The organism is Pantoea agglomerans, from assembly GCF_021397715.1.
Taxonomy (GTDB): Bacteria; Pseudomonadota; Gammaproteobacteria; order Enterobacterales; family Enterobacteriaceae; genus Pantoea; species Pantoea astica.
This window is the reverse complement of the sequence record NZ_CP090207.1, coordinates 2,833,479-2,859,399: the sequence shown is the minus strand read 5'-3', so window position 1 is coordinate 2,859,399 and position 25,921 is coordinate 2,833,479. Positions and strand designations below refer to the sequence as shown.

The window sequence follows — 25,921 nt, the reverse complement described above, 5'->3', positions numbered from 1 at the left end:
GAGGCAAAAGCGCCATCCATGGCGGGCTCAGCGCGGGCCATCCCTGGCCCGCGATGCTTTGCTACAGGCGTAAGCTCCGTGAGCGATGAGTTTTGCGCTGTCTTGAAGTAGGGCTGAGCATGGATGCTCAGCGCAGGCTCAGGGAGCAGAGGCGTTCCTGCCGACGCTACGCGTTCCCACCACACACTTCACACTGCGCGTCCTGCGCCACTTTCATGCTGCGAAACTCCGCACTTAGCGCATCGTACATCAGCAACCGACTGGTGGCGGGCGTACCGTAATTCGCCAGCAGCTTAATCGCCTCCATAGCCTGCATTGCGCCAATCACCCCAACCAGCGGTGCCATGACGCCCGCTTCGACACAGCTCAGCGTCTGCTCGCCAAACAGTCGGCTGATACAGCGGTAGCAGGGCGTACCCGGCTGCCAGCTGAACACGCTAATCTGGCCTTCCATCCGGATTGCCGCGCCCGAGACCAGCGGCACCTGCAACTGACGACACAGCCGGTTGAACTGCTCGCGCGCCGTCACGTTGTCGGTACAGTCCAGCACCACCTGCTGCCGGGCGATCAGCGCCCGCAGCGCCGCATCGTCCAGTTCGCCGTTTACCGGCTGCAGATGGCAGTGAGGATTGATGGCGGCCAGGCTACGGGCGGCGGAATCGACCTTAGCGTGACCAATATCCGCGTCGTGGTGCAGAATCTGCCGCTGTAGATTGGAGTGTGAAACGCTGTCGAAATCGAGCAGCGTCAGGGTACCGACGCCCGCTGATGCCAGATACGGCGCGGCGGCACAGCCCAGCCCACCCAGACCGACAATCAGCGCATGACTGGCTTTCAGCCGCTCCTGACCGTCAAAATCGAAGCCGCGCAGGACAATCTGCCGGTTGTAGCGCAGCATCTCCTCATCCGTTAATTCAGGCAGCATTTATCCCTCCAGCAGTGCATTGAACGGCTCGACCTCGACCCACTCGCCCGGTTCAACGTTGCCACGCTCGCGCTCCAGCACGATGAAACAGTTGGCCGCGGCAAAAGAGCTGAAGACGTGTGAACCCTGCATACCGGTGGTGTGAACCTCGAGTTCGCCGTTAACATTCTGACGCAGGATGCCGCGCTGAAAATCGAGCCGGCCTGGCGATTTTTTCAGGCGTGAGGCGCTGCGTACTTTCTGACGCGGCGGCAACGCCGCTTTTTTCTGACCGGTCAGGGCGGCGAGCAGCGGTTGCACCAGCTGATAAAAGGTGACCGCAGCGGAAACCGGATTACCCGGCAACCCGCAGAACCAGCTGCTGGCGAGACGGCCAAAGGCAAAAGGTTTACCGGGCTTGATCGCCAGCTTCCAGAAACTGATGGCACCCAGCTCTTCCAGCATATTTTTGGTGAAGTCTGCTTCGCCCACCGACACGCCGCCGGTACTGATCACCACATCAGCCTGACGGTCGGCTTCCTCAAATGCAGCCCGCAGCGCGACCGGATCGTCTTTAACAATGCCGAGGTCGATCACCTCACAGCCCAGCTTGTGCAGCATCAGCGAGACCGCAAAGCGGTTAGTGTCATAAATCTGTCCGGCCGCCAGCGGCTGGCCCACCGGCTGCAGCTCGTCGCCGGTTGAAAAAATCGCCACTCGCAGTTTTCGCCGCACGGCGACCTGGGCGATACCCAGCGATGCCAGCAGCGGCAGCTCAGCCGCGCCCAGCCGCACGCCAGCGTCAAGCACCACATGACCTGGCTGGATATCATCACCGGTCAGGCGAATATTTTGCCCGGCACGCACCGGTGCGGTAATCACAATCGAATCACCCTGCGTTTCAGTCTGTTCCTGCATCACTACCGCCTCACAGCCTGGCGGAATCGGCGCACCGGTCATGATTCGCACCACGCTGCCGTGCGGCCATTCACCACTAAAGGGCGCACCCGCAAAAGCCTTACCGGCAACCGGCAACGGCTCACCGCGACTGACATCTGCCAGCCGCACCGCATAGCCATCCATCGCTGAATTATCAAATGGCGGCACCGCAATCGGCGAGGTGACAGCAACGGCGGTAATACGGCCGACCGCTTCCGTCAGCGGAACGCTCAATGAGTCGGTGATTGGCTTCAGCTGCGCCAGCATGGTCTGTTGAGCCTCCTCAAGGGAGATCAATCCTGCAGTAAAACTTTCCATGATTATTCCAGTCGGGTTATTTCAGATGCTGCTTATTATGGTGGGAATTGTCCGCTGAGTCACATCGCTATCCGCGCGCGCTGACATCCGCCGTGTTCCAGCCGGTGGCAAGCCCGGCTAAAGTGAAATATCGCCGGAAGAAAAGGTTATAACCATCGGAACAGTTTCTGCTTTACAACACTTAGCAGGCTTTCTATAGTCAAAAATCAGCAAAAATGGATGAAAACCATTCTAAATCAGTGTTTTTCGTGCTGATGCAACCACAGGACAGAGCGTTATGGTCAAAGCAGTGATTGCCATTCATGGTGGGGCAGGCGCGATTACGCGTGCTGCAATGAGCGACGAAAAGGAGCAGCACTATCGTCAGGCCCTGCTTGACATTGTGACGCACGGTCAGCAGATGCTGGCGCAGGGAGCCAGCGCACTCGACGTGGTGACGGAAGCGGTGCGTCAGCTGGAAGAGTGTCCGCTGTTTAACGCGGGCAAAGGGGCCGTCTTCACTCATCAGGGTACTCATGAGCTGGACGCCTGCGTGATGGATGGCCGCACGCTGAACGTCGGGGCGGTGGCGGGTGTCTGCCGGGTACGTAACCCGGTACTGGCGGCGCGCGCCGTGCTGGAGCAGAGCCCGCATGTGCTGTTTATCGGTGAAGGCGCAGAGCAGTTCGCCGAGGCGCAGGGCCTGACGCCGGTGGCAGCAGACTATTTCTCCACCCCAGATCGCTGGGAGCAGCTGCAGCGCGCATTAAACAGCGACGAAGCGGTGCTGGATCATGATGGCGCGGCCGGCGGCGACGATCCGCTCGACCCGGACCGCAAATTTGGCACGGTAGGCGCCGTGGCGCTCGATCTCGAGGGTAATCTGGCTGCGGCAACCTCCACCGGCGGCATGACCAATAAGCAGGCGGGACGGGTCGGTGATTCGCCGCTGCCGGGCGCGGGCTGTTACGCCAGCAACGACAGCGTGGCGGTCTCCTGTACCGGCACCGGTGAAGTCTTTATCCGCACCCTGGCGGCCTACGATGTGGCGGCACAGATGCGTTATGCCGGTCGCACGCTTCAGCAGGCCAGCGTCAACGTCATCCACGATAGCGTGCTGGAGCTGGGTGGCAGCGGCGGTTTGATCGCCGTCGATCGTGAAGGCAACGTGGCGCTGCCGTTTAATAGCGAAGGAATGTACCGTGCCTCAGCACGGGTCGGTGAGGCGGCAGATGTGGCGATTTATCGCGACAGTTAAGGAGCAGGCATGAACCATCGGCAGGCGTTGCCGCCGCTGGCATCGGAGCAGGTGCTGGCAGTTCGCGATCTTAATGTGCATTTTCAGCAGCAGGGCACGGTCACCCAGGCGGTGCGCCATCTTTCGCTCGATCTGTTTCGCGGTGAAACCCTGGCGCTGGTGGGTGAATCGGGCTCCGGCAAGTCGGTAACCTCGCTGGCGCTGATGCGGCTGATCGAACAGAGCGGCGGCGTGGTGAGCGGTGAGGTGCAGTTGCGTCGCCGCAACGGCGAGGTACTGGATATTATGCGCGCGCCGTCCGGCCAGATGCGGCGGGTGCGCGGAGCCGATATGGCGATGATTTTCCAGGAGCCGATGACCTCGCTCAATCCGGTGTTCAGCGTCGGGGAACAAATTGCCGAATCGATTCGTCTGCATCAGGGCAAAAGCCACGCACAGGCGCTGGCAGAAGCGCGCCACATGCTGGACCTGGTGCGTATTCCCGATGCGCAAAATGTCTTGTCTCGCTTCCCGCATCAGCTCTCCGGCGGAATGCGCCAGCGGGTGATGATCGCCATGGCGCTCTGCTGCAAACCGGCGTTGCTGATAGCCGATGAGCCGACCACCGCGCTCGACGTCACCATTCAGGCACAGATCCTGCAGCTGATCCGCGTACTGCAAAAAGAGATGCAGATGGGCGTCATTTTTATCACCCACGATATGGGTGTGGTGGCGGAAATGGCCGATCGGGTGCAGGTGATGTATCGCGGCGAAGTGGTGGAAAATGCCCCGGCGGCGCAGCTGTTCAGCGCGCCACGCGAGCCTTACACCCGGGCGTTGCTGGCGGCAGTGCCTAAGCTCGGATCGATGCAGGGCCAGCCGCTGCCGGCGAAGTTCCCGCTGTTACAGGGCGGAGAAGAGCAGGAGACGCCGCAGGATACGGTGCGCCGCGACCAGCCGCCAGTTCTGCAGGTACGCGATCTGGTGACCCGTTTTGATATTCGCGGCGGGCTGTTTAACCGGGTGAAAAGCCGGGTACACGCGGTTGAGAAAGTCAGTTTCGACCTCTATGCCGGTGAGACGCTGGCGCTGGTCGGTGAATCGGGTTGCGGTAAATCCACCACCGGTCGCTCCCTGCTGAAGCTGGTGGCCAGCCAGGGCGGCACGCTCACCTTTAACGGACAGCGTATCGATCATCTGCGTGGGGCCGCGCTGGCTCATCTGCGGCGAGACATTCAGTTTATTTTCCAGGACCCTTACGCCTCGCTCGATCCGCGGCTGACGGTAGGCTTTTCCATTATGGAGCCGCTGCTGGTGCACAAAGTGATGCCGCGTCGGGAAGCGGAGCAGCGCGTCGCCTGGCTTCTGGAGAGAGTCGGTCTGCTGCCGGAGCACGCGCAGCGCTATCCGCACGAATTTTCCGGCGGACAGCGCCAGCGCATCTGCATTGCCCGCGCGCTGGCGCTTAACCCGAAAGTGGTGATTGCGGATGAATCGGTTTCGGCGCTGGACGTCTCTATCCAGGCGCAAATCATCAACCTGATGCTCGATTTACAGCGCGAATTTGGTATCGCGTTTCTCTTCATCTCACACGATATGGCGGTGGTAGAGCGTATCAGTCACCGCGTGGCGGTGATGTATCTCGGCCAGATTGTTGAGATGGGGCCGCGTCAGGCGGTGTTTGAGCAGCCGCAGCATCCTTATACCCGCAAACTGATGGCCGCGGTTCCGGTCGCCGATCCGGCGCATCCTCGCCGGGAGCGTGCATTAATGGTTGACGAGATCCCCAGCCCGATTCATGCGTTAGGGGATGAACCTGAAGTGGCACCGTTGATGGAAGTGGCGCCAGGGCATTTTGTCGCCCGCCACGTTATCAGCGCCACCTGAATAGTGAAGATATCGCTTCGGCGACCCACCCGACAGGGATTACAGGAGAACAAGATGCAGATAACGATGCGTAAAGGGTTACTGGCGGCTGGCGTATTAAGCAGCGCCCTTACATTGCCCGCCTGGGCGGCGCAGGATGCGGTGATTGCCGTCGCGTCTAACTTCACCACCCTCGATCCGTATGACGCCAATGACACGCTGTCGCAGGCGGTCGCCAAATCGTTCTATCAGGGGCTGTTTGGTTTTGATAAACAGATGAAGCTGACCAACGTGCTGGCAGAGAGTTATCAGGCCAGTCCGGATGGTCTGACCTACACCATCAAGCTCCGTCCGGGGATTAAATTCCAGGACGGCAGCGACTTCAATGCCGAAGCGGTGAAGGTCAATCTCGACCGTGCCAGCAACCCGGATAATCACCTCAAACGCTATAACCTGTTTAAGCAGATTGCCACCACCGAAGTGATCGATCCGACCACGGTGAAAGTGACCCTGAAGCAACCCTTCTCCGCCTTTATCAATATTCTGGCGCACCCGGCTGCGGCGATGATCTCGCCGACCGCACTGAAAAAATATGGTAAGGATATTGGCTTCCATCCGGTCGGTACCGGTCCGTTTGTGTTTGAAACCTGGAACCAGACTGACTTCGTTAAGGTGAAAAAGTGGGACGGCTACTGGAAGCCGGGCTACCCGAAACTGGACAGCATCACCTGGCGACCGGTAGTGGATAACAACACCCGTGCGGCGATGCTGCAAACCGGAGAAGCTAACTTCGCATTCCCGGTTCCTTATGAGCAGGCGAAATTGCTGGAGAAAAACAGCAAACTTGACGTGGTAACCACGCCGTCGATTATGCAGCGTTACATCAGCCTTAACGTCACCCAGAAGCCGTTCGACAACCCGAAAGTGCGTGAGGCGCTTGAATACGCCATCAACCGTCAGGCGCTGGCCAAAGTGGCGTTTGCCGGTTACGCCACGCCAGCCACCGGTATCGTGCCGCCTGCTATCGATTTCGCTCAGAGCTATCCCGCCATCAGCTACGATCCGGCTAAAGCCAGGGCGCTGCTGAAAGAGGCGGGTTACCCGAACGGCTTCGAAACCACGCTCTGGTCGTCACACAACCACAGCACCGCGCAGAAAGTGTTGCAGTTCACTCAGCAGCAGCTGGCGCAGGTTGGCGTGAAGGTTAAGGTAACCGCGATGGATGCCGGTCAGCGTGCGGCAGAAGTGGAAGGCAAAGGGCAGAAAGAGAGCGGTGTACGGATGTTCTACACCGGCTGGTCCGCCTCAACCGGTGAAGCAGACTGGGCGCTGACGCCGCTGTTTGCCACCGCCGCCTGGCCGCCAGCGATCTTTAACACCGCGTTTTACAGCAATCCTAAGGTGGATAAAGATCTGGCAGATGCGCTGAAGACCACTGACCGTGCGCAGAAAGCCCAGCTGTATAAATATGCTCAGGACACCATCTGGCAGGATCATCCGTGGATCCCGCTGGTGGTTGAGCAACTGGTGTCTGCCAACAGCAAAAATCTCAGCGGTTTTTATGTGATGCCCGATACCTCATTCAGTTTTGATGAGGCCAGTCTGAAGTAACGGAGCCGGCCAGCCCGCGTGGCTGGCCGCAGCTGCAGGATGTTGCATGTTTAACTATTTTATTAAGCGGCTGTTGGGGCTGATCCCCACCTTGCTGATTGTTGCGGTGCTGGTGTTTCTGTTTGTTCACCTGCTGCCGGGCGATCCCGCGCGCCTGATTGCCGGACCGGAGGCGGATGCCTCGGTGGTGGCGCTGGTGCGGCAGGAACTGGGACTGGATCTGCCGCTGCCGCAGCAGTTCTGGCACTTTATTCTTAATGCGCTGCAGGGCGATTTCGGCCAGTCGATGGTATCGAAACGGCCGGTGGCGGATGAGATCGCTTCGCGTTTTATGCCGACATTGTGGCTGACCCTGACCAGCATGATCTGGGCCGTGATATTTGGCATGGCGATTGGCATTGTGTCTGCCGTCTGGCGCAACCGCTGGCCCGATCGCCTCGGCATGACGCTGGCGGTCTCCGGCATTTCGTTTCCGGCTTTTGCCCTCGGCATGTTGCTGATGCAGGTCTTCTCGGTGGAGCTGGGCTGGCTGCCGACGGTGGGCGCGGAGAGCTGGCAACATTATATTCTGCCGTCGATAACCCTGGGAGCGGCGGTGGCGGCAGTAATGGCGCGTTTTACCCGTGCCTCTTTTGTTGAAGTAATGCAGGAAGATTACATGCGTACCGCGCGCGCCAAAGGGGTGCGCGAGTCGCTGGTGGTGGTGAAACATGGATTGCGCAACGCGATGATCCCGGTGGTCACCATGATGGGCCTGCAGTTCGGCTTTCTGCTCGGCGGATCGATTGTGGTCGAGGTGGTGTTTAACTGGCCGGGCCTGGGTCGGCTGCTGGTTGATTCCGTCACGATGCGCGACTATCCGGTGATCCAGGCGGAAGTGCTGCTGTTTTCACTGGAGTTCATTCTGATCAATCTGATCGTCGATATGTTGTATGCGGTGATCAATCCCGCCATTCGCTTTAAGGAATCGCGATGAAAAACTGGCGACGCGATGCGGCCCTGAAAACGCTGCCGCTGATCAAGGAGAACCGGGTACGCACCCCGTGGCGTGAGTTCTGGCGGCGTTTCCGGCAACAGCCGGTGGCGCTGCTGGCCGGGCTGTTTGTGCTGGTGCTGATTGTACTGGCGTTTATCGCGCCTTACGTGGCGCCGTTTGATGCTGAAAATTATTTCGATTATGACCGGCTGAATGATGGGCCCTCGCTGCTGCACTGGTTTGGGGTTGATTCACTGGGCCGCGATATTTTCAGCCGGGTATTGGTAGGAACCCGTATCTCACTGATTGCTGGCTTCTTCTCGGTGGCCATCGGTGCGCTGATCGGTACGCTGTTTGGGCTGCTGGCGGGCTACTACGAAGGCTGGTGGGACCGCATAACCATGCGCGTGTGCGACGTGCTGTTCGCTTTTCCCGGTATCCTGCTGGCGATTGCGGTGGTGGCGATCATGGGCAGCGGCATGAGCAACGTGATCGTGGCGGTGGCGATCTTCAGTATCCCGGCGTTTGCCCGCCTGGTGCGCGGCAATACGCTGGTGCTGAAGCATCAGACCTATATTGAGTCGGCGCGCAGCATCGGCGCATCGGACTGGACCATCATCATGCGCCATATCCTGCCGGGTACCGTCTCGCCGATTGTGGTCTATTTCACCATGCGCGTCGGCACCTCTATCATTACCGCTGCCAGCCTGTCGTTCCTTGGACTGGGCGCGCAACCGCCGACGCCGGAGTGGGGCGCTATGCTGAATGAGGCGCGGGCCGATATGGTGATTGCGCCGCACGTCGCGATTTTCCCCAGCCTGGCGATCTTCCTCACCGTTCTGGCATTTAATTTACTCGGTGATGGGCTGCGCGACGCGTTGGATCCTAAACTTAAAACATGAAACCTTTCGATTACGATCAGGACTTCACGACCCTCGATTTTCGTCAGCATCCCGAACGTTATCAGGTCGGGCGCGGCGAGCAGGGGGTATTGATGGTCGAGCCTTATAAGAGCGAAATCCTGCCGCACTGGCGTTTTCGTACCGTCCCGATTGCTAAAGAGTCGGCTGAAAAAATCATGGCGCTGTTTGAGGATTACCGTCGGCAGGATGATTTTGTTGGCATGGATATGGCGCGCAAATTTATTCAGATGGGGTATACCCGTGCGCGGCGCTACAGCAATCATCAGGGCGGCCGCAAATATGATGCTGATGGCAAAGAACTGCCGCGGGGCGTTAATGAAGAAAAGGCCGCGGCGGCGGCCGTTTTCAAAGGCTACTGGGATCGGATTCGGGCAGATGAGGATTATCTGAAACGCAAAAAGGCGCATCAGCAGCAGTATGGCTAAGCGCCGGGCCAGTCCGGCGGCGCGTCACAGGCTACTCCCCGCCGGACAGGATGGATTTATACCCGGCTCGCCCAGAGATCGTACTCGTCGGCATGGTCGACTTTAACCCTTAGCATATCGCCCGGTTTGACGTTGCGCTCGCCGTTCAGATAGACCGCGCCGTCAATTTCCGGGGCATCAGCCATACTGCGGCCAATCGCGCCTTCCTCGTCCACCTCATCAATAATCACCAGAATCTCACGACCAACTTTCTCCTGCAGACGTTCGGCTGAGATCTGCTGTTGCAACTGCATAAAGCGATCGTAACGCTGCTGCTTCACCGATTCATCGACCGGATCGGGCAGCTGATTCGCGGTCGCGCCTTCCACCGGGCTGTACTGGAAACAGCCCACCCGATCGAGACGCGCCTCTTTGATAAAGTCGAGCAGCAGCTGGAAGTCCTCTTCGGTCTCGCCGGGAAAGCCGACGATGAAGGTAGAGCGCAGCGTCAGTTCCGGGCAGATTTCACGCCAGCGCTTGATCCGCTCCAGCGTGCGTTCCACTGCGCCAGGACGCTTCATCAGCTTCAGAATGCGCGGGCTGGCGTGCTGCAACGGAATATCGAGATAGGGCAGAATTTTGCCGGCCGCCATCAGCGGAATGACCTCATCCACGTGCGGGTAAGGATAGACGTAGTGCAGACGCACCCAGACGCCGAGCTTCGCCAGTTGCTCACACAGGCTGACCATGCTGGTTTTCACCGGCGAGCCGTTCCAGAAACCGGTGCGATGCTTAACATCCACGCCATAAGCGGAGGTATCCTGCGAAATCACCAGCAGCTCTTTAACGCCCGCTTCAACCAGCCGTTTAGCCTCATCCAGTACCTCGCCGACGGCGCGGCTGTCGAGATCGCCACGCATTGACGGGATGATGCAGAAGGTGCAGCGATGGTTGCAGCCTTCGGAAATTTTCAGATAGGCGTAGTGACGTGGGGTCAGCTTCACGCCCTGTTCCGGCACCAGGCTGAGAAACGGATTGTGCTGAGGCTTCGGCACGTAGCGATGGACGTGCGACAACACCTGCTCATAGCTGTGCGGACCGGTGATCTCCAGCACTTTCGGGTGCACTTCACGAATCTGATCAACTTTTGCACCGAGACAGCCGGTGACAATCACCTTGCCGTTTTCATTCAGCGCTTCGCCAATCGCCTCAAGCGACTCCTGGACAGCACTGTCGATAAATCCACAGGTGTTGACGATGACGATTTCAGCATCGTCATAGCGCGGCACCACATCATAGCCCTCGGTGCGCAGTTCGGTGAGGATGCGCTCGGAGTCAACGAGGTTTTTGGGGCAGCCGAGCGAGACGAATCCGACCCGTGGCGGCAAGGTTTTTGTTGTATCAGACATGGCTCTGTTTCCGGTTCAGCACAGCGATGGCGCGGGATTCTACCTGTGTTGCAGAAAAAATTGTAGCGTTATCTGTAAGGGATTAGCGGCGTGTAAAGGTGTGAAAAAACCGGTAAAACCTGGCCCGCTGATCGGGTGAAAAAGTGCGGGCGGCGGGCAGGGCAAATTTCCAGTAACTCCCGGTGCTGTAAAAAGAAAATCACCGTACAGCAGGTAAATAGCGATTTAAGCGAAACGCTGACAGAACGCAGCAAAAAACAGCCTTAGGAAATCGCCGGTTGATATTCACTTGTTTTCATTAATAATAAACGGGCAAATCAACACTGAAGGGGCTATGCCCTTCAGGTAACGACGTGGATAATGTGAGAGCTAAATAATGAAAGAGATCATCAATGGATTTCTGAATTTCCAGCAGAATGTGTTTCCTGAAAGGAAGGATCTTTTCAAAAGCCTGGCGTCAAATCAAAATCCCAAAGCGCTGTTTATCTCCTGTTCTGACAGTCGGCTGGTGCCGGAACTGGTAACGCAGCAGGAGCCGGGCGAGCTGTTCGTTATCCGCAACGCGGGCAACATTGTGCCTTCGTTTGGCCCGGAGCCGGGCGGCGTCTCAGCGACCATCGAATACGCGGTGGTCGCGTTGGGCGTCTCCGACATCATCATCTGTGGTCACTCTAACTGCGGTGCGATGAATGCTATCGCCTCCTGCGCCTGCATGGATACCATGCCCGCGGTTGAGCACTGGCTGCGCTATGCCGACGCGGCAAAAGCGGTGGTGGAGCAGCGCAACTATGACTCGCCAGAGAAAAAGCTGAATGAGATGGTGAAAGAGAACGTCATCGCTCAGCTCAATAACATGAAAACCCATCCTTCCGTGTCGGTGGCGCTGCGTAACGGTAAACTGCGTCTGCATGGCTGGGTATACGATATTGAAACCGGCACCATCATGGCACTGACGCACGGCGGTAAAGAGTTTATTACCCTGTCAGAAAACCCTGATACCTGTTTCGAGTAACCTGCCTGCCCGCTGCAGTCTGCAGCGGGTCATTCCCGCTATTCAGAGCAGATAACCCATTAAAATAACGATTATTTTTACTGTTTCCCGTCTGATTTACTCTATGCTTGCCTGAACCTTCCTGATATAAGCGAGTCGATGATGCGTAAACCTTCCGTGGCTGCTCTGCTGGCGGTCTCTGTTCTGCTGCTCAGTGGTTGTACTTCTCATGTTGCTGACAAGCAGCAATATTCAGGCTTTTTAGGTGATTACAGTCAGCTGAAGCCCACTGAGTCGGCCAGCGGCCAGCCGACTTTGCGCTGGATCTCACCCGACTATCAAAGCAGCCAGTATAAGGATGTGCTCTATACGCCACTGGTCTACTATCCGGCAGCCCATCCCACCGCACGCATCAGTCAGCAAACGCTGGATCAGGTGCTGAGTTATACCGACATTCAGTTAAAAGGCGCTATCGCGACCCGCCGACCGCTGACAAATCAGGCGACGCCGCACACCCTGAAAGTGCGGGCCGCCATCACCGCCGTGTCAGCGGAGAACCAGGGAGTGCAATTCTATGAGGTGGTGCCGGTAGCGGCAGTGGTGGCGAGCACCATGGCCGCATCGGGCCATCGTACCCAGAACAGCGAGCTGTTTCTGGAGATTGAAGCCAGCGATGCGGTAACCGGCAAACCGCTGATCCGGGTAGTGCGTAAAGCGTTCGGCAAAACGGTCAGTAACAGCAATACGCCGATCACGTTTGAAGATCTCAAGCCGGGTATCAATACTATGGTGCGTGATACGGTAAGTTTTAACGCGCCGTAAACCTGCGAGATTAACGGGTGGTATTCGGGTTTTAACCGGCAGTCAGCGCGCCTGTTCCCCGTGTGAGCGGGGATAACCGTCTCCATTTCGGGGGCCGCCGATCACTGGCTTGCAAAAAATGACGATGAAACGGCTGTCCGAGCGGGTTCCTCCCGCTGTCTGGCATTTCGTTCGTCAGCCGGTGCGATGGCGAGGCATACGGCCTGTGATATCCTATGCGTGTGATGATCAGAGTCAGGCCCGATGAAAAAAAAGAACAGCACACCCACGCCCCACGATGCCACATTCCGGCAGTTTCTCACGCAGCCGGACATTGCCCGTGACTTTATGGAACTGCACCTGCCCGCAAAGCTGCGTGCACTCTGTGACCTCAGTACCCTGAAGCTGGAATCGGGTTCGTTCGTTGAAGACGACCTGCGCCAGTATTTCAGCGACGTTCTCTATAGCCTGAAGACCACGGCTGGCGACGGCTACATACACGTGCTGGTTGAACACCAGTCTACGCCGGACAGGCATATGGCGTTCAGGCTGATGCGATACGCCGTGGCGGCCATGCAGCGCCATCTTGAGGCTGGCCATAAGGCGCTGCCACTGGTGATACCGGTGCTGTTCTATACCGGCAAGCGCAGTCCTTATCCGTACTCAACGCGCTGGCTCGATGAGTTCAATGATCCGGCGCTGGCAGAAAACCTCTATGGCAGCGCTTTTCCCCTGGTGGATGTAACGGTCATTCCGGACGATGAGATTATGGGGCACCGCAGCATGGCGGCGCTGACGCTGTTACAAAAGCATATTCACCAGCGAGACATCGCCAGCCTGACCGATCGGCTGGCCACATTACTGATGGCGGATTATCTTTCTTCACCCCAGGTAACAGCGCTGATACACTATTTACTTCAGGCAGGTGAGTCAGCTGACTCTGAAGCCTTTATTCGCGAACTGGCACAGCGTGTGCCGCAACACGGAGACGCACTTATGACCATCGCACAACAGCTGGAGCAGAAGGGCATCGAGAAGGGCATCGAGAAGGGCATCGAGAAGGGCATTCAGCTTGGTGAACAACGAGGCATTGAGAAAGGCGAGCGCGAAGCCACGCTGAAAATTGCCCGTACCATGCTTCAGAACGGCATTGACCGTACTACCGTCCAGAAAATGACCGGTCTTTCAGAAGACGAACTGACACAAATCCGACACTAAAACCAGCAGTCGGGTTGGGTAAGGAAGGTCAGAATTATGATGGATATATCAGCGGTAACAGCAAAAATTAAACGCGTCAGATGCAGAGCGTTTTTCTCCGGTCAGGACTTTAAGCTGATACCGGAAAACTAATTAAACCCGATCTCACCCGTCGGGTTTTTTTATGCCCAGCATTTGCCGCCGGCTATCCTCAGTTCCAGCCGACAGACTGTAAGACCATGAGTACGGAACCTGTGGCCTTGCTGAGCACAATCGCGATGTGGTTGCTGGATTATCAGTCTGGGAATTAAGATTTATATCTTTGATATCAGATCAATAGCGTGAAACTGCGGCGGATTCCTGCCGGACCTTAACGAATAACATCCTCATGCCCTCTTCGCGGGTTTGAAGACAGTTGTACCGGATGAGGACCTTAATCATCTTGCCCGCTGATACCGGAATAAGGTGATGATTGACTGAACTGCGATGAGTGGAAATCCCCTAAGCTCGCCCGGCACTGTTGAGTGGGAGCAACCCGATTTCAGGTACGGACTCACGACTACAGGTTGTTGCTGCTCGCGTCGTGAAGTTTTCCCCGCGCCCCTGAATATAAACCGAAACCAGGCTACGACTGGCATTGTTGGTAGCCTGTTCTCCACATCATCAGGGCGACAGACCGCTGTCGCCCAGTTTAATCTTTTGTAAATCCTCAGCATCATCGCACTGCGGCTGACTACGCTTAAGGGCATTCCATCCCGTCAGGAGAACGCTATGGTTCGTGTCGCTCGCGCGTTATTGTTCAGTGGTTCACTTATGGTCGCCTTGCCGCTGCTGGCGGCAGAACAGCAGGTCGAGGTGCAGCTGTTACAGGATAAGTTACAACATCCATGGTCCGTGGCGTTTCTGCCCGACAACCAGACCCTGCTGATTACCGAACGCAGCGGCCAGTTGCGCAGCTGGAATCCGGAACGCGGTCTGTCGCAGCCGATCACCGGCGTGCCGCAGGTCTGGGCGCAGCGGCAGAGCGGCCTGCTGGATGTGGTGCTGGCACCCGATTTTGCCAGCAGTCGCCGCGTCTGGCTGAGTTACACCGAAGCCAACAGCAGCGGTAAAGCGGGTGCGGTAGTGGGCGTCGGGACCCTGAGCGAGGATAACCGGCAACTGCGCGATTTCCGCGTGGTGATTCGCCAGACGCCGATGCTCTCCAGCGGCAACAATATCGGCACCCGCCTGGCGTTCGATAAGCAGGGTTTTCTATGGATCGCCTTTGGCGACAACTTTGCCAGCAGCACGGCCCAGCATCTCGACAAGCTGCAGGGGAAATTGCTGCGGCTGAATGCCGATGGCAGCGTGCCCGACGATAATCCGTTTGTGAAGCAGAGCGGGGCGCGCCCGGAGATCTGGGCTTATGGTTTGCGTAATCCGCAGGGCCTGGCACTCAATCCGTGGACCGGCACGATATGGGAAAACGAGCATGGTCCGCGCGGCGGCGATGAAGTGAATATCATCGCTAAAGGGAAAAACTACGGCTGGCCGCTGGCTACCTACGGTATCGATTACAGCGGTGACAAAGTCCCGGAATCGAAAGGGACGCACGCTGCCGGAACCGAGCAGCCGATCTATCACTGGAAAGATTCGCCCGCCATCAGCGGCATGGCGTTCTATAACAGCGCCCGCTTCCCGCAGTGGAAGAACTCGCTGTTTATCGGCGCGCTGAAAGAGAAAAACCTGATCCGGCTGAGCATTAACGGTGAAAAAGTGGTGGAGGAGCAGCGTCTGCTCAGCGACCAGAACGCACGCATTCGTGATGTGCGGCAGGGACCGGATGGCTATCTCTATGTGCTGACCGATGAGGCCAATGGGAAACTACTCAAAGTGGGGTTAGCGCAGGACGCCAGCGCGTCCCGCGGCTAGCTTAACGGGCCCAGTGGCAGATCTGCCATCCGCGATTTAACGCTTCCTGATGCAGCATTGCATCAGGGTTGATCACATGCGCATGATCGGCCTGCTCCAGTAACGGCAGGTCGTTCATTGAGTCGCTATAAGCCCAGGTGCGGCCAAAAGATTCGCTCTGCTGTAACGCTTTCCAGTCACCGAGCCGTGTCACTTTGCCCTCTTTGTAGGTCATGGTGCCGTAGGTCTTGCCACTGTAACGCTCATCTACGATCTCGACGCCGATAGCCAGCGCGCCGCAGGCACCCAACTGATGGGCAATCGGTACCACCAGATGCTCACCACTGGCGGAGATAATCATCACTCTGTCGCCGCGAGCCTGGTGCCACTGGATGCGTTCACGCGCTGCGGGGTAGACGCGCGGCATGATGTCGCGATGGATAAAGCGACGCACCCAGCCTTCAACGGTCAGGGTCGCCATTCCGGCCAGCGGGGCCAGCGTGGTATTCATGTACTCTTCAATGGAGAGCGTGCCGGCATAATACTGTGCCATTAATGCCTGTTCCTGGTCGATCAGCTCGCGCGGGGCGAAGCCCTGCGAAACCAGCCAGCGTAACCACAGGCCGGTGCTGTCTTCACTAATAAGCGTCTCATCCAGATCAAAAAGGGCTAAGTCCATGGTCGGTCTCCTCGGCTGACTGGCTTTCAGGTTAGCTGATATTTGTGACCGGCTTAACTGTTCTGCGAAAAATCGGAATTGCACGCATTTTTGATGACGACAGAGCGGGGTGAAACTGGCACGCGCGCGGCAGGGATGCCAGGGTTACTCTACTAAACTCTAAAAAACTTTACGATTCGGCGGTTTTTTTCACTGCCGCCAACGGTTAGCGTTCTCAGTGGAGGTTTTCTGCCTTCAGAATTCCGATTTAATAAGGACAATCCGGTCAAGCCCATGACAAACTCTCGCGTTGCTTCTCGCCTGCGGCTACTTGCTGCCACCTCTTTACTTCTTATCGTCCCGATCGGCGCCTTTGCTGAACAGGCACCGGCCGCGCCAGGCATTGATGCCAAAGCCTGGATACTGATGGATTACGCCAGCGGCAAAGTGCTCGCTGAATCAAACGCCGATCAGCGTCTCGATCCCGCCAGCCTGACCAAAATGATGACCAGCTACGTGGTGGGTCAGGCGATCAAAGCCGGCAAAATTAAGCCGGACGATCTGGTAACGGTAGGGCAGGACGCCTGGGCGACCGGTAACCCTAAGCTGCGCGGCTCATCGCTGATGTTTTTAAAGCCGGGCGATCGCATTCCGGTCCATGAGCTGAATAAAGGCATTGTGATCCAATCCGGTAATGACGCCTGTATCGCGCTGGCGGATTACGTGGCGGGCAGTCAGGATTCGTTTATCGGCCTGATGAACAACTACGGTAAAGCGCTGGGGCTACAGAACACCCACTTTATGACAGTGCACGGGCTGGATGCTGAAGGACAGTACAGTACGGCGCGCGATATGGCGTTAATTGCTCAGGCGCTGATCCGTGACGTGCCGGAAGAATATGCGCTGAATAAAGAGAAAGAGTTCACCTTCAATAAAATTCGCCAGATGAACCGCAACCGCCTGCTGTGGAGCACTAATCTCAAGGTCGACGGTGTCAAAACCGGCCACACTTCCGGTGCCGGTAATAATCTGGTGGCTTCAGCAACCGAAGGTGATATGCGGCTGATTTCGGTGGTGCTGGGCACCGCCAGCGATGCGATTCGTTTCCGCGAAAGTGAAAAACTGCTCACCTGGGGCTTCCGCTTCTATGAAACCGTGACGCCGATTAAGGCCGACGCGCCGTTTGCCCAGCAGCGGGTCTGGTTTGGCGACCAGAGTCAGGTCAATCTTGGCGTGTCAAAAGATGCCGCGCTGACCATCCCGAAAGGGCAGATGAAGAACCTCAAGGCGAGCTTTAAGCTCAATTCGCCACAGCTGGAAGCGCCACTGAAGAAGAATCAGGTGGTCGGCACCATCGATTTCCAGCTGGATGGCAAAACCATCGACCAGCGTCCGCTGGTGGTGTTGCAGGAGGTGCCGGAAGGCGGCTTCTTCAGCCGGATAGTCGATTTCGTGATGATGAAATTCAATGGCTGGTTTGGCAAATGGTTTTCATAAAAGAGCAGGGACACAGGCTCGTTCTGCGTTGACCAGGAAACAAGGTCAGATCGGAAAGTCGCTAAAGCCATCTATGGCCGCTCGGTCCGCACAATTACGCACCTCATCCCTGAGGTGCGCCCGTAGCCGGGCCAACGCTTCGCGTTGTTCAAAAACGCTGCCGGCGTTTTTATCCGGGCGGCGGGACGCTTTCCTCCTCTGACCCTGTTCCCTGCGGTAAATCCGGGTTTGCCAACGTGCTGGGGACGCCGTGGCGTCCCTTTTTTAATCCTGTATCCAGCCTTTGCGAATCGGCAGAGCAAACAGTGCGCGGTAGAGCGGGTTAATCACCGCCAGCATCCGGTTACCATAGATCTGCCAGGCCAGATGGGAGGCCAGGCAGCTCAGCAAACCGACCAGGAAACCGCCCAGCATATCCAGTGGCCAGTGGACGCCCAGATAGATGCGTGACCAGGCGATGGCGATACCCGCCAGCATCAGCACCACGCCGGACCACAACCGATGCCAGAACACAAACGCCAGCGCAAAAGTAAAAATGGTGGTGCCGTGATCGCTGGGATAGGAGTCATCTGCCGCATGGTGCAGGAACTGGTAACCGAGTCCAATCGCGAACGGGCGAGGATGCGGTAATAGCTGGCCGACACACCAGGAGATTGCCAGCGCATAAAGCAGCGCCATGCCGGTTTTTAACACCAGCACCCGCTGTGACGAGACCTGTTCACGCGGTCCCCATAGCCACAGCGCGACGATTAAGAGCGGCACGATGGCAATCAGATCTTTGGCGATAAAGGTGGCCAGCTGTAGCAGCCAGGCGGGTGACGCGGGTGTGGCATTGATGGCGATAAACAGTGAGCGGTTGAGTTCTTCCATTATAGGGGGCATTCCTCTGCAAACAGGCCGCTAATCAACGGCGGCGTCATCCAGACGGGCAGACACAGCCTGACTATCGCGGCAAATCAAAAGTCAGCGACGACGCGCTAACCAAAATATTCAGCACAAATTGCTAACAGCACCGGCACACTATCCTGCTTTTTTACCCTGACTTTCACCATAGCCGGGCTCTTAATCTGCATACGAGTTGCTTAACGGTTTAAGTTTGGTCGTGACACGACGGCTTTTCAGACCAGAAAGGGCGCAGCGTGGGGGAAAAAGGGCATAAAAAAACCCGCCGGGAAAAAGACCAGCGGGCTCCACAATTTGGGGATTTCAAAGAAAAGCAGTGGCACTTATTCAGACTGCCCCTTAATAAAAAAGTTCTGGACGCAGCCAAAAAAATTTTATAAGGGCAAAAGTGGCCAGACAATCACGATCAGCGTACCGGCCAGCGTCAGCAGGACGTTCGCAATGGCATAAGTCCCGGCATAGCCCAGCGCCGGAATATTGCTGCGGGCGGTATCACTGATGATCTCCATCGCCGGCGCGCAGGTGCGTGCGCCCATGATTGCGCCGAACAGCAGCGCGCGGTTCATGCGCAGAACGTAGGCACCAAACAGATAACAGATGATCACCGGGATCAGGCTGACCAGCAATCCACACAGCAGCATCAGGGCGCCGTCACTGCTGATGCCGTGATTGATACCGCTACCGGCACTCAATCCTACGCCCGCCATAAAGACCATCAGCCCGAACTCTTTCACCATGGTGAGCGCGCCCTGTGGAATGTAGCCAAAGGTAGGATGGTTAGCACGCAGGAAGCCGAGCATGATGCCGGCAAACAGCAGACCGGCTGCGTTACCGATGCCAAAACTGAAATTGCTGAACTGAAAGGTAATCAGACCAATCATCAGACCGACAATAAAGAAGGCGCAGAAGGCCAGCAGATCGGTCATCTGACTGTGAATAGCGATAAAGCCGATGCGATCGGCCACGCTTTTAACCCGTCGTGCTTCGCCGCTGACCTGCAACACATCGCCCTTGTTCAGCATGATGCTGTCATCGATCGGCATCTCAATCTGGCTGCGAATCACCCGGTTCAGGAAGCAGCCATGATCGGTAAGGTTCAGTTTGCTCAGCCGCTTGTTCACCGCATTGTGGTTTTTCACCACAATCTCTTCGGTCACAATGCGCATATCCAGCAGATCGCGGTCAAACACCTCTTTGCCGTTACGGAAGCTGGGATCGAGACGGGCGTGCGCATCGGGATAGCCAACCAGCGAGATGTCATCGCCCAGCTGCAGCACCGCATCGCCATCCGGGCTGGCGAGAATACCGTTACGACGGATACGCTCGATGTAGCAGCCGGTCTGACGATAGATACCGAGTTCGCGCAGGTTTTTGCCGCCGCTCCACGCCACCAGTTCCGGGCCGACGCGATAAGCGCGGATCACCGGTAAAAAGACTTTTCGCTGGCTGTCGGCATCCAGCCCGCGCTCGCGCGCGATCTGCTGGGCGCAGGTCGGCAGATCCTGATGCTGCAGTCGCGGCAGATAGCGCGCGCCAAAAATCAGGCTCACCAGGCCAATCAGATAGGTCACCGCGTAGCCGAGGCTGAGCTGGTCCTGCATTAATCCCAGCTGTTTACTGTCGCTGATACTTTGCCGCAGCGTATCGCCGGCCCCGACCAGCACTGGCGTAGAGGTCATTGAACCCGCCAGCATGCCCGCAGTCAGCCCGATATCCCAGCCAAACAGTTTACCCAGACCCAGCGCCAGAATCAGCGCGCTGACCACCATCACAATCGCCAGCATGAAGTAGTTTTTGCCGTCGCGGAAGAAGATAGAGAAGAAGTTGGGACCCGCCTCGACGCCGACACAAAAAATAAACAGCATAAAACCAAGACTCAGTGCATCGGTATTGATCGTAAAATGCTGTTGCCCCAGTAATAGCGACACCACCAGTACGCCAATCGAATTTCCCAGCTGTACCGAGCCCAGACGCAATTTCCCCAGACAGAGGCCGAGCGCCAAAACGACAAATAATAACAAAACGTCATTTCCACTTAACAATTCTGCGACGTTAATATTCACTGTTTAACTTCTTGTTTACGTGTAACCTGTTGAAGAGTGGCCTGTTTTTCGCTATCTTGAGCAAGCCGTCGGGGTTGTATTGTATCAATGCTGCAAATGAAACCGTTGTAGCGGCCGCTATTCTAATCAGAAATAACTTCCTCAGCTATTGGCTAATTTCATTCGTTAACACAACGGACTGTTTCTTTTTATTTCCACCTTTACGCAGCAGGGTTAAAGGCGAGTTTTATCCTGGTCATTTTTTTAGTCAGCGAGGTGATATGCCGCAGCGTTCTTATCTCTGGACGACCCGTCTGTGTGGCGTGGTGCTATATAGTCTGGTGTTTGTTTTTACCGTCCACTTCTGGCAGGCGGGTCCTGATCCCCTGCGCGGTCAGCCAGAACTGCTGCTGTTTATACTGCCCGGGTTTGTGATGGCGTTAATGCAGGTGAAGAGTCCGCTAAAAAGTACCTTGCTGATGGCGCTGTGGGGCACGCTGCTGGCCGCGCTGCTGTTACACACGACGCTGCTGAACCACTCCAGCGGGCTGTTTGTGGTGGCCTGGAGTGTCAGCGCCATGTTCTGGGCCGGCTGCGGCGCGCTGCTGGTACGTCTGATGCAGATTGTGCTGGCATCGCTGAATTAAACCGCACAGCGCAGTAACGCACGCCAGCCGTCCCGGCATCAAAGGCTGAAGGCGATTCAGCCCGCAGTGGCGCAGCAAAAAGGCGAGACCGCTAACCGCGTCTCGCCTTTTTTATTATCGTGCCAGAGATCGGAGATTAGGCGACGAAGCCCAGGTTCTCTTTGGTCCACGCGGCGAACTCGGTGTAACCGCCGACGTGTTGATCATCCAGGAAAATCTGTGGCACGGTGGTGACCGGTTTACCGGCACTGGCTTCCAGATCCGCTTTAGTGATGCCTTCCGCCTGAATATCGACGTACTGATAGCTAAAATCATCACGCTCAGCAGTGAGTTTATCAGCCAGCTCTTTAGCGCGGACACAGTAAGGGCAGCCTGGGCGACCAAAAATTACAGCAATCATGAAGAACTCCTTGCAGCGTGGCGTGTGATCTAAGTCACACAATAAAACTGAGAATGGTAACCATCATGCCCGCTCGTATCGCTTAAAGAAAGCAGGATTTGCCTGTTAGTCTGATGCCCGCCACCTATAGCGGCGGCCCTGTCGCCGGCCCCGCGCCAGTGCGACTTTCACCTGCCAGCGGTGGGCAATTTTCCGGTTGTTAACCATAATTGACGCTCAATAACCGGCTACGGCAGGAGAAGACAATGCAGAATGTCACCCGATTACCCCGGATGGTGTTGGTGGCGGAAGCGCTTGGCGGCCTGATGATTCTGGCTGCGCTGCTGCTGGTGAACCGCTGGCTGCCCGCGCCCGGCACGCTGGATGCGAAAGCGCTGGCGACCGGGCTGTTTATCGCCGGGATTGTCCTGATGCTGCCCGCCGCCTGGCTATTAATGTGGCGCACCGCAAAAGCGATTGCGCCGCAGTTGTTTAACCATACTGACAAAAAAAGATAATGTTGCTGGAGACTTTATGACACCGACCATTGATTTACTGTGCAGCCACCGCTCCATTCGCGCCTTTACTGACCAGCCGGTCAGCGAAGCGCAGCGTGAAGCGATTCTTAATGCGGCGCAATCGGCGTCCACATCCAGTTTTTTGCAGTGCTCTTCGATTATCCGCATCACTGACAAAGGGCTGCGCGACCAGCTGGTGACCCTGACTGGCGGCCAGTCGTGGGTGGCCGATGCGGCGGAATTCTGGGTCTTCTGCGCGGACTTTAATCGTCATCTGCAAATCTGCCCGGATGCGCAACTGGGCCGCGCTGAGCAGCTGCTGCTGGGCTGTGTTGATACCGCGCTGATGGCGCAGAATGCGATGGTCGCGGCCGAATCGCTGGATCTGGGCGGCGTCTTTATTGGCGGTATCCGTAATAACATCGCCGAGGTCACCACGCTGCTGGGCCTGCCAAAATTTGTGCTGCCGCTGTTTGGTTTTTGCCTCGGTCATCCGGAATCAAAGCCGGACGTTAAACCGCGTATGCCCCACGCCATGCTGGTGCATGAGAACCGCTACCAGCCGCTCGATCCCGCGGTGCTGGCCGAATATGACAGCCGCACTGAGCTCTATTATCAGCATCGTGACAGCAACCCACGTAGCGAAACCTGGAGTGAACTGATTCAGCGGCTGATTATTAAAGAAACGCGTCCGTTTATGCTGGACTACCTGCATCAGCAGGGATGGGCAACCCGCTAAGCTGAAGCCGGGGGCAGACGATGAAAATAGCGATTCTGTCGTGCGATGAAACGCTTTACTCCTCCCGGCGGCTGCGTGAGGCGGCGGAAGCGCGCGGACATCAGGTGCAAATCATCGATCCGCTCTCCTGCTACATGAACATCAATCCCGCCTCGCCAGCGGTGCACTATTGCGGTGAACCGCTCGGCCACTTTGATGCGGTGATTCCGCGCATCGGTAACCTGACCACCTTTTACGGTACCGCGGTGCTGCGTCAGTTTGAGATGGGCGGCAGCTACCCGCTGAATGAGTCAGCGGCGATCACCCGCGCACGCGACAAATTGCGCTCGCTGCAACTGCTGGCGCGTGAGGGGATCGATATGCCGGTTACCGGCTTCGCCTCCTCGCCAGATGATACCGACGATCTGATCGCTATGGTGGGCGGCGCGCCGCTGGTAGTGAAGCTGGTGGAAGGGACCCAGGGCATCGGCGTGGTGCTGGCCGAAACGCGTCAGGCGGCGGAAAGCGTCATCGATGCGTTTCGCGGACTGAACGCCCATATTCTGGTGCAGGAATTTATCAAAGAGGCGCGCGGGCGCGATATTCGCTGTCTGGTGATTGGTCAGCAGGTGGTGGCGGCGATTGAGCGGGTGGCGAAAGAGGGCGATTTTCGATCCAATCTGCATCGCGGCGGCAAAGCGTATCCCATCCCTATCACCGATCAGGAGCGGCAGATCGCCGTCAAAGCGGCGACCACGCTGGGGCTGGAGGTGGCCGGCGTCGATATTCTGCGCGCCGATCGCGGTCCACTGGTGATGGAAGTGAATGCCTCGCCGGGCCTGGAAGGAATAGAGACCACCAGCGGTCTGGACATCGCCGGATTGATGATCGGCTGGATTGAGCGGCAGGCTAGCACCGGGCTCCGTCCTAAAACCGCGGGCTGACACGCGCTTTTCAGCGGTTTTCGTGGCATCGACGCGCATTTTTCCGTAAGCTAAGTCGCCTGTTTATCACCCCATGGGATTTTACGATGGATTCTCTTGTCGTTCCGGATATCGACCTGTTGCGTCGCTGGCTGGATCAGCAAAATATCACCTGGTTCGAATGCGATGCCTGTCAGGCACTTCATCTGCCGCACATGCAAAACTTCGACGGGGTGTTTGACGCCAAAATCGATCTGGTCGACAACGTCATTCTGTTTTCGGCGCTGGCTGAAGTGAAGCCTACAGCGTTGATTCCTCTGGTGGGCGACCTGTCGCAAATCAATGCCAGTTCGCTGACGGTGAAAGCGTTTATCGACATTCAGGATGATAACCTGCCGAAGCTGATTGTCTGTCAGTCAATGACCATCACCGCAGGGTTAACCTTTGGTCAGTTCTCGCACTTTATGAAACAGAGCGAAGAGCAGATCTCAATGGTGATCCTGGAGGCGTTTGCCAACAATCTGCTGATGATTGGTGAAGAAGAAGAGCATGTACCGATGACCAGCGTCCATTCGGTGCTGCATTAAGCGCTTAACTGACCCAATCGCCAATCAAGCCGTCCCTGTGACGGCTTTTTTTATCTCCGCCGCGCCCGATTGCCATAATTTTTTATTCTGCATTTTGCCCTTTAGTGCCAGATATTTGTCGTTCTTTATGCCAGTAAAGCCGAACCTCATAGCTTAAACATGCATAAAATATCGCTTTTAGGCGTTTTTTACGCTGAGGTCTGGTGCAGCCTGAGCCGGGGGGCTATTCTTGCGGGGCTGTGACAGCCGCGTAACTGCGCAACAGCTAATGGTTTTTGCTATTACACTTCCGCTGAATAATGATTCATTGTGTCACTGACTTTACACACAGAACGCAACGTATGGATCTCTGGTTTGCAGCGTTGTGATGACCCGCTCAGGAGGATGGAAAACATGTTCAACCAACGTCAGAAATGGTTGTCAGGTGTGGTAGCTGGCGTGCTGATGGCCGCGTCTGCCAGCACCATGGCGGAAGATAAAACGCTGCACGTCTACAACTGGTCCGATTATATCTCGCCAGATACCGTGCCGAATTTTGAAAAGCAGTCCGGCATCAAAGTGGTCTACGACGTGTTTGACTCCAATGAAGTGCTGGAAGGCAAACTGATGGCGGGCAGCACCGGCTACGACGTGGTGGTGCCATCCTCCAGCTTCCTGGCGCGTCAGCTGCAGTCCGGCGTGTTCCAGCCGCTGGATAAGAGCAAGCTGCCGAACTACAAAAACCTCGATCCGGCGCTGATGGAAAAAGTGGCGCAGCACGATCCGGGCAATAAGTACGCCATTCCTTACCTGTGGGGCACCACCGGTATTGGTTACAACATCGAAAAAGTGAAAGCGGTACTCGGCGCAGACGCACCGGTCAACAGCTGGGATCTGGTGATGAAGCCGGAAAACCTGGAGAAGCTGAAAAGCTGTGGCGTCTCTTTCCTCGATGCGCCGGAAGAGATTTTCGCTACCGTACTCAACTATCTGGGCAAAGATCCCAACAGTTCTGATGCCAAAGATTATTCCGGCGCGGCCACCGATCTGCTGCTGAAACTGCGTCCGAATATTCGTTATTTCCACTCGTCGCAGTACATCAACGATCTGGCTAATGGCAATATCTGCGTGGCGATTGGCTGGTCCGGCGACATCCTGCAGGCGAAAAACCGGGCAGATGAAGCGAAAAACGGCGTGCACCTGGGTTACAGCGTGCCGAAAGAGGGCGCGCTGGCCTTCTTCGATATGATGGCGATTCCGAAAGACGCGAAGAATCTTGACGGTGCCTACGCCTGGCTGAACTACATCATGGACCCGAAAGTGATCGCTGACGTCTCCAACAAGATGAACTACGCCAACGGCAATAAAGCCTCGCTGCCGCTGATCAATGCAGATGTGCGTAACAACCCAGGCATCTTCCCGACGCCGGAAGCGATGTCGAAATTGTTCGTGCTGAAAGTTCAGGATCCGAAACTGGATCGTGTGCGTACCCGCGCATGGACTAAAGTAAAAAGTGGTAAGTAATTCGTTCTGAACGGATTGACTGATTACGCATCAGCAACAGAGGCGCAGTGTCGGCCTCTGTTGTGCCATTTTAGCGGCGGATTCTGCCGCGAGGTTCC

The 25,921-nt window shown here is 56.7% G+C and carries 24 protein-coding genes; 17 read left to right on the top strand and 7 right to left on the bottom strand.

Annotated elements, in window-relative coordinates:
• Positions 1–166: 166 nt before the first annotated feature.
• Together moeB and moeA are read right to left on the bottom strand one after the other, a co-directional pair.
• A complete protein-coding gene (gene moeB, locus LZU96_RS13525; protein ID WP_233984778.1) occupies positions 167–925 on the bottom strand; it encodes a molybdopterin-synthase adenylyltransferase MoeB in 759 nt (252 codons plus the stop codon).
• A complete protein-coding gene (gene moeA, locus LZU96_RS13520; RefSeq protein ID WP_233984777.1) occupies positions 926–2,161 on the bottom strand; it encodes a molybdopterin molybdotransferase MoeA in 1,236 nt (411 codons plus the stop codon).
• A gap of 277 nt (positions 2,162–2,438) precedes the next feature.
• Between moeA and LZU96_RS13515 the strand changes: the two genes are divergently transcribed.
• From LZU96_RS13515 to LZU96_RS13490, 6 genes are all read left to right on the top strand, one after another.
• The gene (locus tag LZU96_RS13515) at positions 2,439–3,398 is read left to right on the top strand and encodes an isoaspartyl peptidase/L-asparaginase family protein (RefSeq protein ID WP_233984776.1); all 960 of its coding nucleotides are present in this window, start codon (positions 2,439–2,441) and stop codon (positions 3,396–3,398) included.
• A gap of 9 nt (positions 3,399–3,407) precedes the next feature.
• Positions 3,408–5,264: a dipeptide ABC transporter ATP-binding protein gene (locus LZU96_RS13510; RefSeq protein WP_233984775.1), complete on the top strand. Its 1,857-nt coding sequence runs from the start codon at positions 3,408–3,410 to the stop codon at positions 5,262–5,264.
• A 66-nt stretch (positions 5,265–5,330) separates the two neighbouring features.
• Positions 5,331–6,854 carry a glutathione ABC transporter substrate-binding protein GsiB gene (gene gsiB / locus LZU96_RS13505; RefSeq protein WP_233988205.1) on the top strand — a complete coding sequence of 508 codons (1,524 nt, stop codon included), beginning with the start codon at positions 5,331–5,333 and terminating at the stop codon, positions 6,852–6,854.
• 46 nt (positions 6,855–6,900) lie between these two features.
• Positions 6,901–7,830 carry a glutathione ABC transporter permease GsiC gene (gene gsiC, locus LZU96_RS13500; RefSeq protein ID WP_233984774.1) on the top strand — a complete coding sequence of 310 codons (930 nt, stop codon included), beginning with the start codon at positions 6,901–6,903 and terminating at the stop codon, positions 7,828–7,830.
• Positions 7,827–8,732: a glutathione ABC transporter permease GsiD gene (gene gsiD / locus LZU96_RS13495; RefSeq protein WP_233984773.1), complete on the top strand. Its 906-nt coding sequence runs from the start codon at positions 7,827–7,829 to the stop codon at positions 8,730–8,732. The genes gsiC and gsiD overlap by 4 nt, the downstream gene beginning before the upstream one ends.
• Positions 8,729–9,178, top strand: a complete 450-nt coding sequence (locus tag LZU96_RS13490) for a DUF4385 domain-containing protein (RefSeq protein WP_233984772.1) — start codon at positions 8,729–8,731, stop codon at positions 9,176–9,178. The genes gsiD and LZU96_RS13490 overlap by 4 nt, the downstream gene beginning before the upstream one ends.
• Before the next feature lie 56 nt (positions 9,179–9,234).
• Here the strand turns inward: LZU96_RS13490 and rimO are convergent, their stop codons facing one another.
• Entirely contained in the window at positions 9,235–10,566 is a 1,332-nt protein-coding gene (gene rimO / locus LZU96_RS13485; RefSeq protein ID WP_233984771.1) for a 30S ribosomal protein S12 methylthiotransferase RimO, read from the bottom strand.
• Positions 10,567–10,942: 376 nt separating this feature from the next.
• Between rimO and LZU96_RS13480 the strand changes: the two genes are divergently transcribed.
• From LZU96_RS13480 to LZU96_RS13465, 4 genes are all read left to right on the top strand, one after another.
• Entirely contained in the window at positions 10,943–11,578 is a 636-nt protein-coding gene (locus LZU96_RS13480; protein WP_094119346.1) for a carbonic anhydrase, read from the top strand.
• Between the two features lie 141 nt (positions 11,579–11,719).
• Positions 11,720–12,379, top strand: a complete 660-nt coding sequence (locus LZU96_RS13475; protein ID WP_233988204.1) for a DUF3313 domain-containing protein — start codon at positions 11,720–11,722, stop codon at positions 12,377–12,379.
• Positions 12,380–12,622: 243 nt separating this feature from the next.
• On the top strand, positions 12,623–13,576 hold the full coding sequence (locus LZU96_RS13470; protein ID WP_233984770.1) for an Rpn family recombination-promoting nuclease/putative transposase: 954 nt from the start codon (positions 12,623–12,625) through the stop codon (positions 13,574–13,576).
• A 750-nt stretch (positions 13,577–14,326) separates the two neighbouring features.
• Positions 14,327–15,469: a PQQ-dependent sugar dehydrogenase gene (locus LZU96_RS13465; protein ID WP_233984769.1), complete on the top strand. Its 1,143-nt coding sequence runs from the start codon at positions 14,327–14,329 to the stop codon at positions 15,467–15,469.
• A gap of 1 nt (position 15,470) precedes the next feature.
• Here the strand turns inward: LZU96_RS13465 and LZU96_RS13460 are convergent, their stop codons facing one another.
• Positions 15,471–16,127, bottom strand: a complete 657-nt coding sequence (locus LZU96_RS13460; protein ID WP_233984768.1) for an HAD family hydrolase — start codon at positions 16,125–16,127, stop codon at positions 15,471–15,473.
• 273 nt (positions 16,128–16,400) lie between these two features.
• Here LZU96_RS13460 and LZU96_RS13455 point away from each other — a divergent pair, with 273 nt between their 5' ends.
• Positions 16,401–17,603 carry a serine hydrolase gene (locus LZU96_RS13455; RefSeq protein WP_233984767.1) on the top strand — a complete coding sequence of 401 codons (1,203 nt, stop codon included), beginning with the start codon at positions 16,401–16,403 and terminating at the stop codon, positions 17,601–17,603.
• A 264-nt stretch (positions 17,604–17,867) separates the two neighbouring features.
• Here the strand turns inward: LZU96_RS13455 and ybjG are convergent, their stop codons facing one another.
• Together ybjG and LZU96_RS13445 are read right to left on the bottom strand one after the other, a co-directional pair.
• Positions 17,868–18,473 (bottom strand): undecaprenyl-diphosphate phosphatase, encoded by a 606-nt coding sequence (ybjG, locus tag LZU96_RS13450; RefSeq protein ID WP_233984766.1) that lies wholly within the window; start codon positions 18,471–18,473, stop codon positions 17,868–17,870.
• A gap of 407 nt (positions 18,474–18,880) precedes the next feature.
• Positions 18,881–20,569: an aspartate:alanine antiporter gene (locus tag LZU96_RS13445; RefSeq protein WP_233984765.1), complete on the bottom strand. Its 1,689-nt coding sequence runs from the start codon at positions 20,567–20,569 to the stop codon at positions 18,881–18,883.
• A 260-nt stretch (positions 20,570–20,829) separates the two neighbouring features.
• On the opposite strand from LZU96_RS13445, the gene ybjM reads away from it, so the two are divergent.
• On the top strand, positions 20,830–21,195 hold the full coding sequence (gene ybjM / locus LZU96_RS13440; protein WP_233984764.1) for an inner membrane protein YbjM: 366 nt from the start codon (positions 20,830–20,832) through the stop codon (positions 21,193–21,195).
• A 136-nt stretch (positions 21,196–21,331) separates the two neighbouring features.
• Here ybjM and LZU96_RS13435 read toward each other — a convergent pair whose 3' ends face one another.
• Positions 21,332–21,595 carry a GrxA family glutaredoxin gene (locus tag LZU96_RS13435; protein ID WP_094119337.1) on the bottom strand — a complete coding sequence of 88 codons (264 nt, stop codon included), beginning with the start codon at positions 21,593–21,595 and terminating at the stop codon, positions 21,332–21,334.
• A 245-nt stretch (positions 21,596–21,840) separates the two neighbouring features.
• Between LZU96_RS13435 and LZU96_RS13430 the strand changes: the two genes are divergently transcribed.
• The 5 genes from LZU96_RS13430 to potF all read left to right on the top strand — a co-directional run bounded on the left by LZU96_RS13430 (position 21,841) and on the right by potF (position 25,823).
• Positions 21,841–22,092: a DUF1418 family protein gene (locus LZU96_RS13430; protein ID WP_233984763.1), complete on the top strand. Its 252-nt coding sequence runs from the start codon at positions 21,841–21,843 to the stop codon at positions 22,090–22,092.
• Between the two features lie 16 nt (positions 22,093–22,108).
• On the top strand, positions 22,109–22,831 hold the full coding sequence (gene nfsA / locus LZU96_RS13425; protein WP_233984762.1) for an oxygen-insensitive NADPH nitroreductase: 723 nt from the start codon (positions 22,109–22,111) through the stop codon (positions 22,829–22,831).
• A 20-nt stretch (positions 22,832–22,851) separates the two neighbouring features.
• Positions 22,852–23,754, top strand: a complete 903-nt coding sequence (gene rimK / locus LZU96_RS13420; RefSeq protein WP_233984761.1) for a 30S ribosomal protein S6--L-glutamate ligase — start codon at positions 22,852–22,854, stop codon at positions 23,752–23,754.
• Between the two features lie 86 nt (positions 23,755–23,840).
• Positions 23,841–24,320: a YbjN domain-containing protein gene (locus tag LZU96_RS13415; protein WP_094119333.1), complete on the top strand. Its 480-nt coding sequence runs from the start codon at positions 23,841–23,843 to the stop codon at positions 24,318–24,320.
• A gap of 393 nt (positions 24,321–24,713) precedes the next feature.
• Positions 24,714–25,823 (top strand): spermidine/putrescine ABC transporter substrate-binding protein PotF, encoded by a 1,110-nt coding sequence (potF, locus tag LZU96_RS13410; protein ID WP_233984760.1) that lies wholly within the window; start codon positions 24,714–24,716, stop codon positions 25,821–25,823.
• The last annotated feature ends 98 nt before the right edge of the window (positions 25,824–25,921 follow it).

Excerpts from the sequence above, each read along its gene's own strand:
- nfsA (WP_233984762.1), top strand. The coding sequence starts at position 22,109 with ATGACACCGACCATTGATTTACTGTGCAGCCACCGCTCCATTCGCGCC.
- rimK (WP_233984761.1), top strand. The coding sequence starts at position 22,852 with ATGAAAATAGCGATTCTGTCGTGCGATGAAACGCTTTACTCCTCCCGG.
- LZU96_RS13430 (WP_233984763.1), top strand. The coding sequence starts at position 21,841 with ATGCAGAATGTCACCCGATTACCCCGGATGGTGTTGGTGGCGGAAGCG.
- LZU96_RS13415 (WP_094119333.1), top strand. The coding sequence starts at position 23,841 with ATGGATTCTCTTGTCGTTCCGGATATCGACCTGTTGCGTCGCTGGCTG.
- LZU96_RS13470 (WP_233984770.1), top strand. The coding sequence starts at position 12,623 with ATGAAAAAAAAGAACAGCACACCCACGCCCCACGATGCCACATTCCGG.
- LZU96_RS13490 (WP_233984772.1), top strand. The coding sequence starts at position 8,729 with ATGAAACCTTTCGATTACGATCAGGACTTCACGACCCTCGATTTTCGT.
- LZU96_RS13465 (WP_233984769.1), top strand. The coding sequence starts at position 14,327 with ATGGTTCGTGTCGCTCGCGCGTTATTGTTCAGTGGTTCACTTATGGTC.
- gsiB (WP_233988205.1), top strand. The coding sequence starts at position 5,331 with ATGCGTAAAGGGTTACTGGCGGCTGGCGTATTAAGCAGCGCCCTTACA.
- ybjG (WP_233984766.1), bottom strand. The coding sequence starts at position 18,473 with ATGGAAGAACTCAACCGCTCACTGTTTATCGCCATCAATGCCACACCC.
- LZU96_RS13455 (WP_233984767.1), top strand. The coding sequence starts at position 16,401 with ATGACAAACTCTCGCGTTGCTTCTCGCCTGCGGCTACTTGCTGCCACC.
- ybjM (WP_233984764.1), top strand. The coding sequence starts at position 20,830 with ATGCCGCAGCGTTCTTATCTCTGGACGACCCGTCTGTGTGGCGTGGTG.
- LZU96_RS13460 (WP_233984768.1), bottom strand. The coding sequence starts at position 16,127 with ATGGACTTAGCCCTTTTTGATCTGGATGAGACGCTTATTAGTGAAGAC.
- gsiC (WP_233984774.1), top strand. The coding sequence starts at position 6,901 with ATGTTTAACTATTTTATTAAGCGGCTGTTGGGGCTGATCCCCACCTTG.
- LZU96_RS13480 (WP_094119346.1), top strand. The coding sequence starts at position 10,943 with ATGAAAGAGATCATCAATGGATTTCTGAATTTCCAGCAGAATGTGTTT.
- LZU96_RS13515 (WP_233984776.1), top strand. The coding sequence starts at position 2,439 with ATGGTCAAAGCAGTGATTGCCATTCATGGTGGGGCAGGCGCGATTACG.
- rimO (WP_233984771.1), bottom strand. The coding sequence starts at position 10,566 with ATGTCTGATACAACAAAAACCTTGCCGCCACGGGTCGGATTCGTCTCG.
- moeB (WP_233984778.1), bottom strand. The coding sequence starts at position 925 with ATGCTGCCTGAATTAACGGATGAGGAGATGCTGCGCTACAACCGGCAG.
- moeA (WP_233984777.1), bottom strand. The coding sequence starts at position 2,161 with ATGGAAAGTTTTACTGCAGGATTGATCTCCCTTGAGGAGGCTCAACAG.
- LZU96_RS13435 (WP_094119337.1), bottom strand. The coding sequence starts at position 21,595 with ATGATTGCTGTAATTTTTGGTCGCCCAGGCTGCCCTTACTGTGTCCGC.
- gsiD (WP_233984773.1), top strand. The coding sequence starts at position 7,827 with ATGAAAAACTGGCGACGCGATGCGGCCCTGAAAACGCTGCCGCTGATC.
- LZU96_RS13475 (WP_233988204.1), top strand. The coding sequence starts at position 11,720 with ATGCGTAAACCTTCCGTGGCTGCTCTGCTGGCGGTCTCTGTTCTGCTG.
- potF (WP_233984760.1), top strand. The coding sequence starts at position 24,714 with ATGTTCAACCAACGTCAGAAATGGTTGTCAGGTGTGGTAGCTGGCGTG.
- LZU96_RS13510 (WP_233984775.1), top strand. The coding sequence starts at position 3,408 with ATGAACCATCGGCAGGCGTTGCCGCCGCTGGCATCGGAGCAGGTGCTG.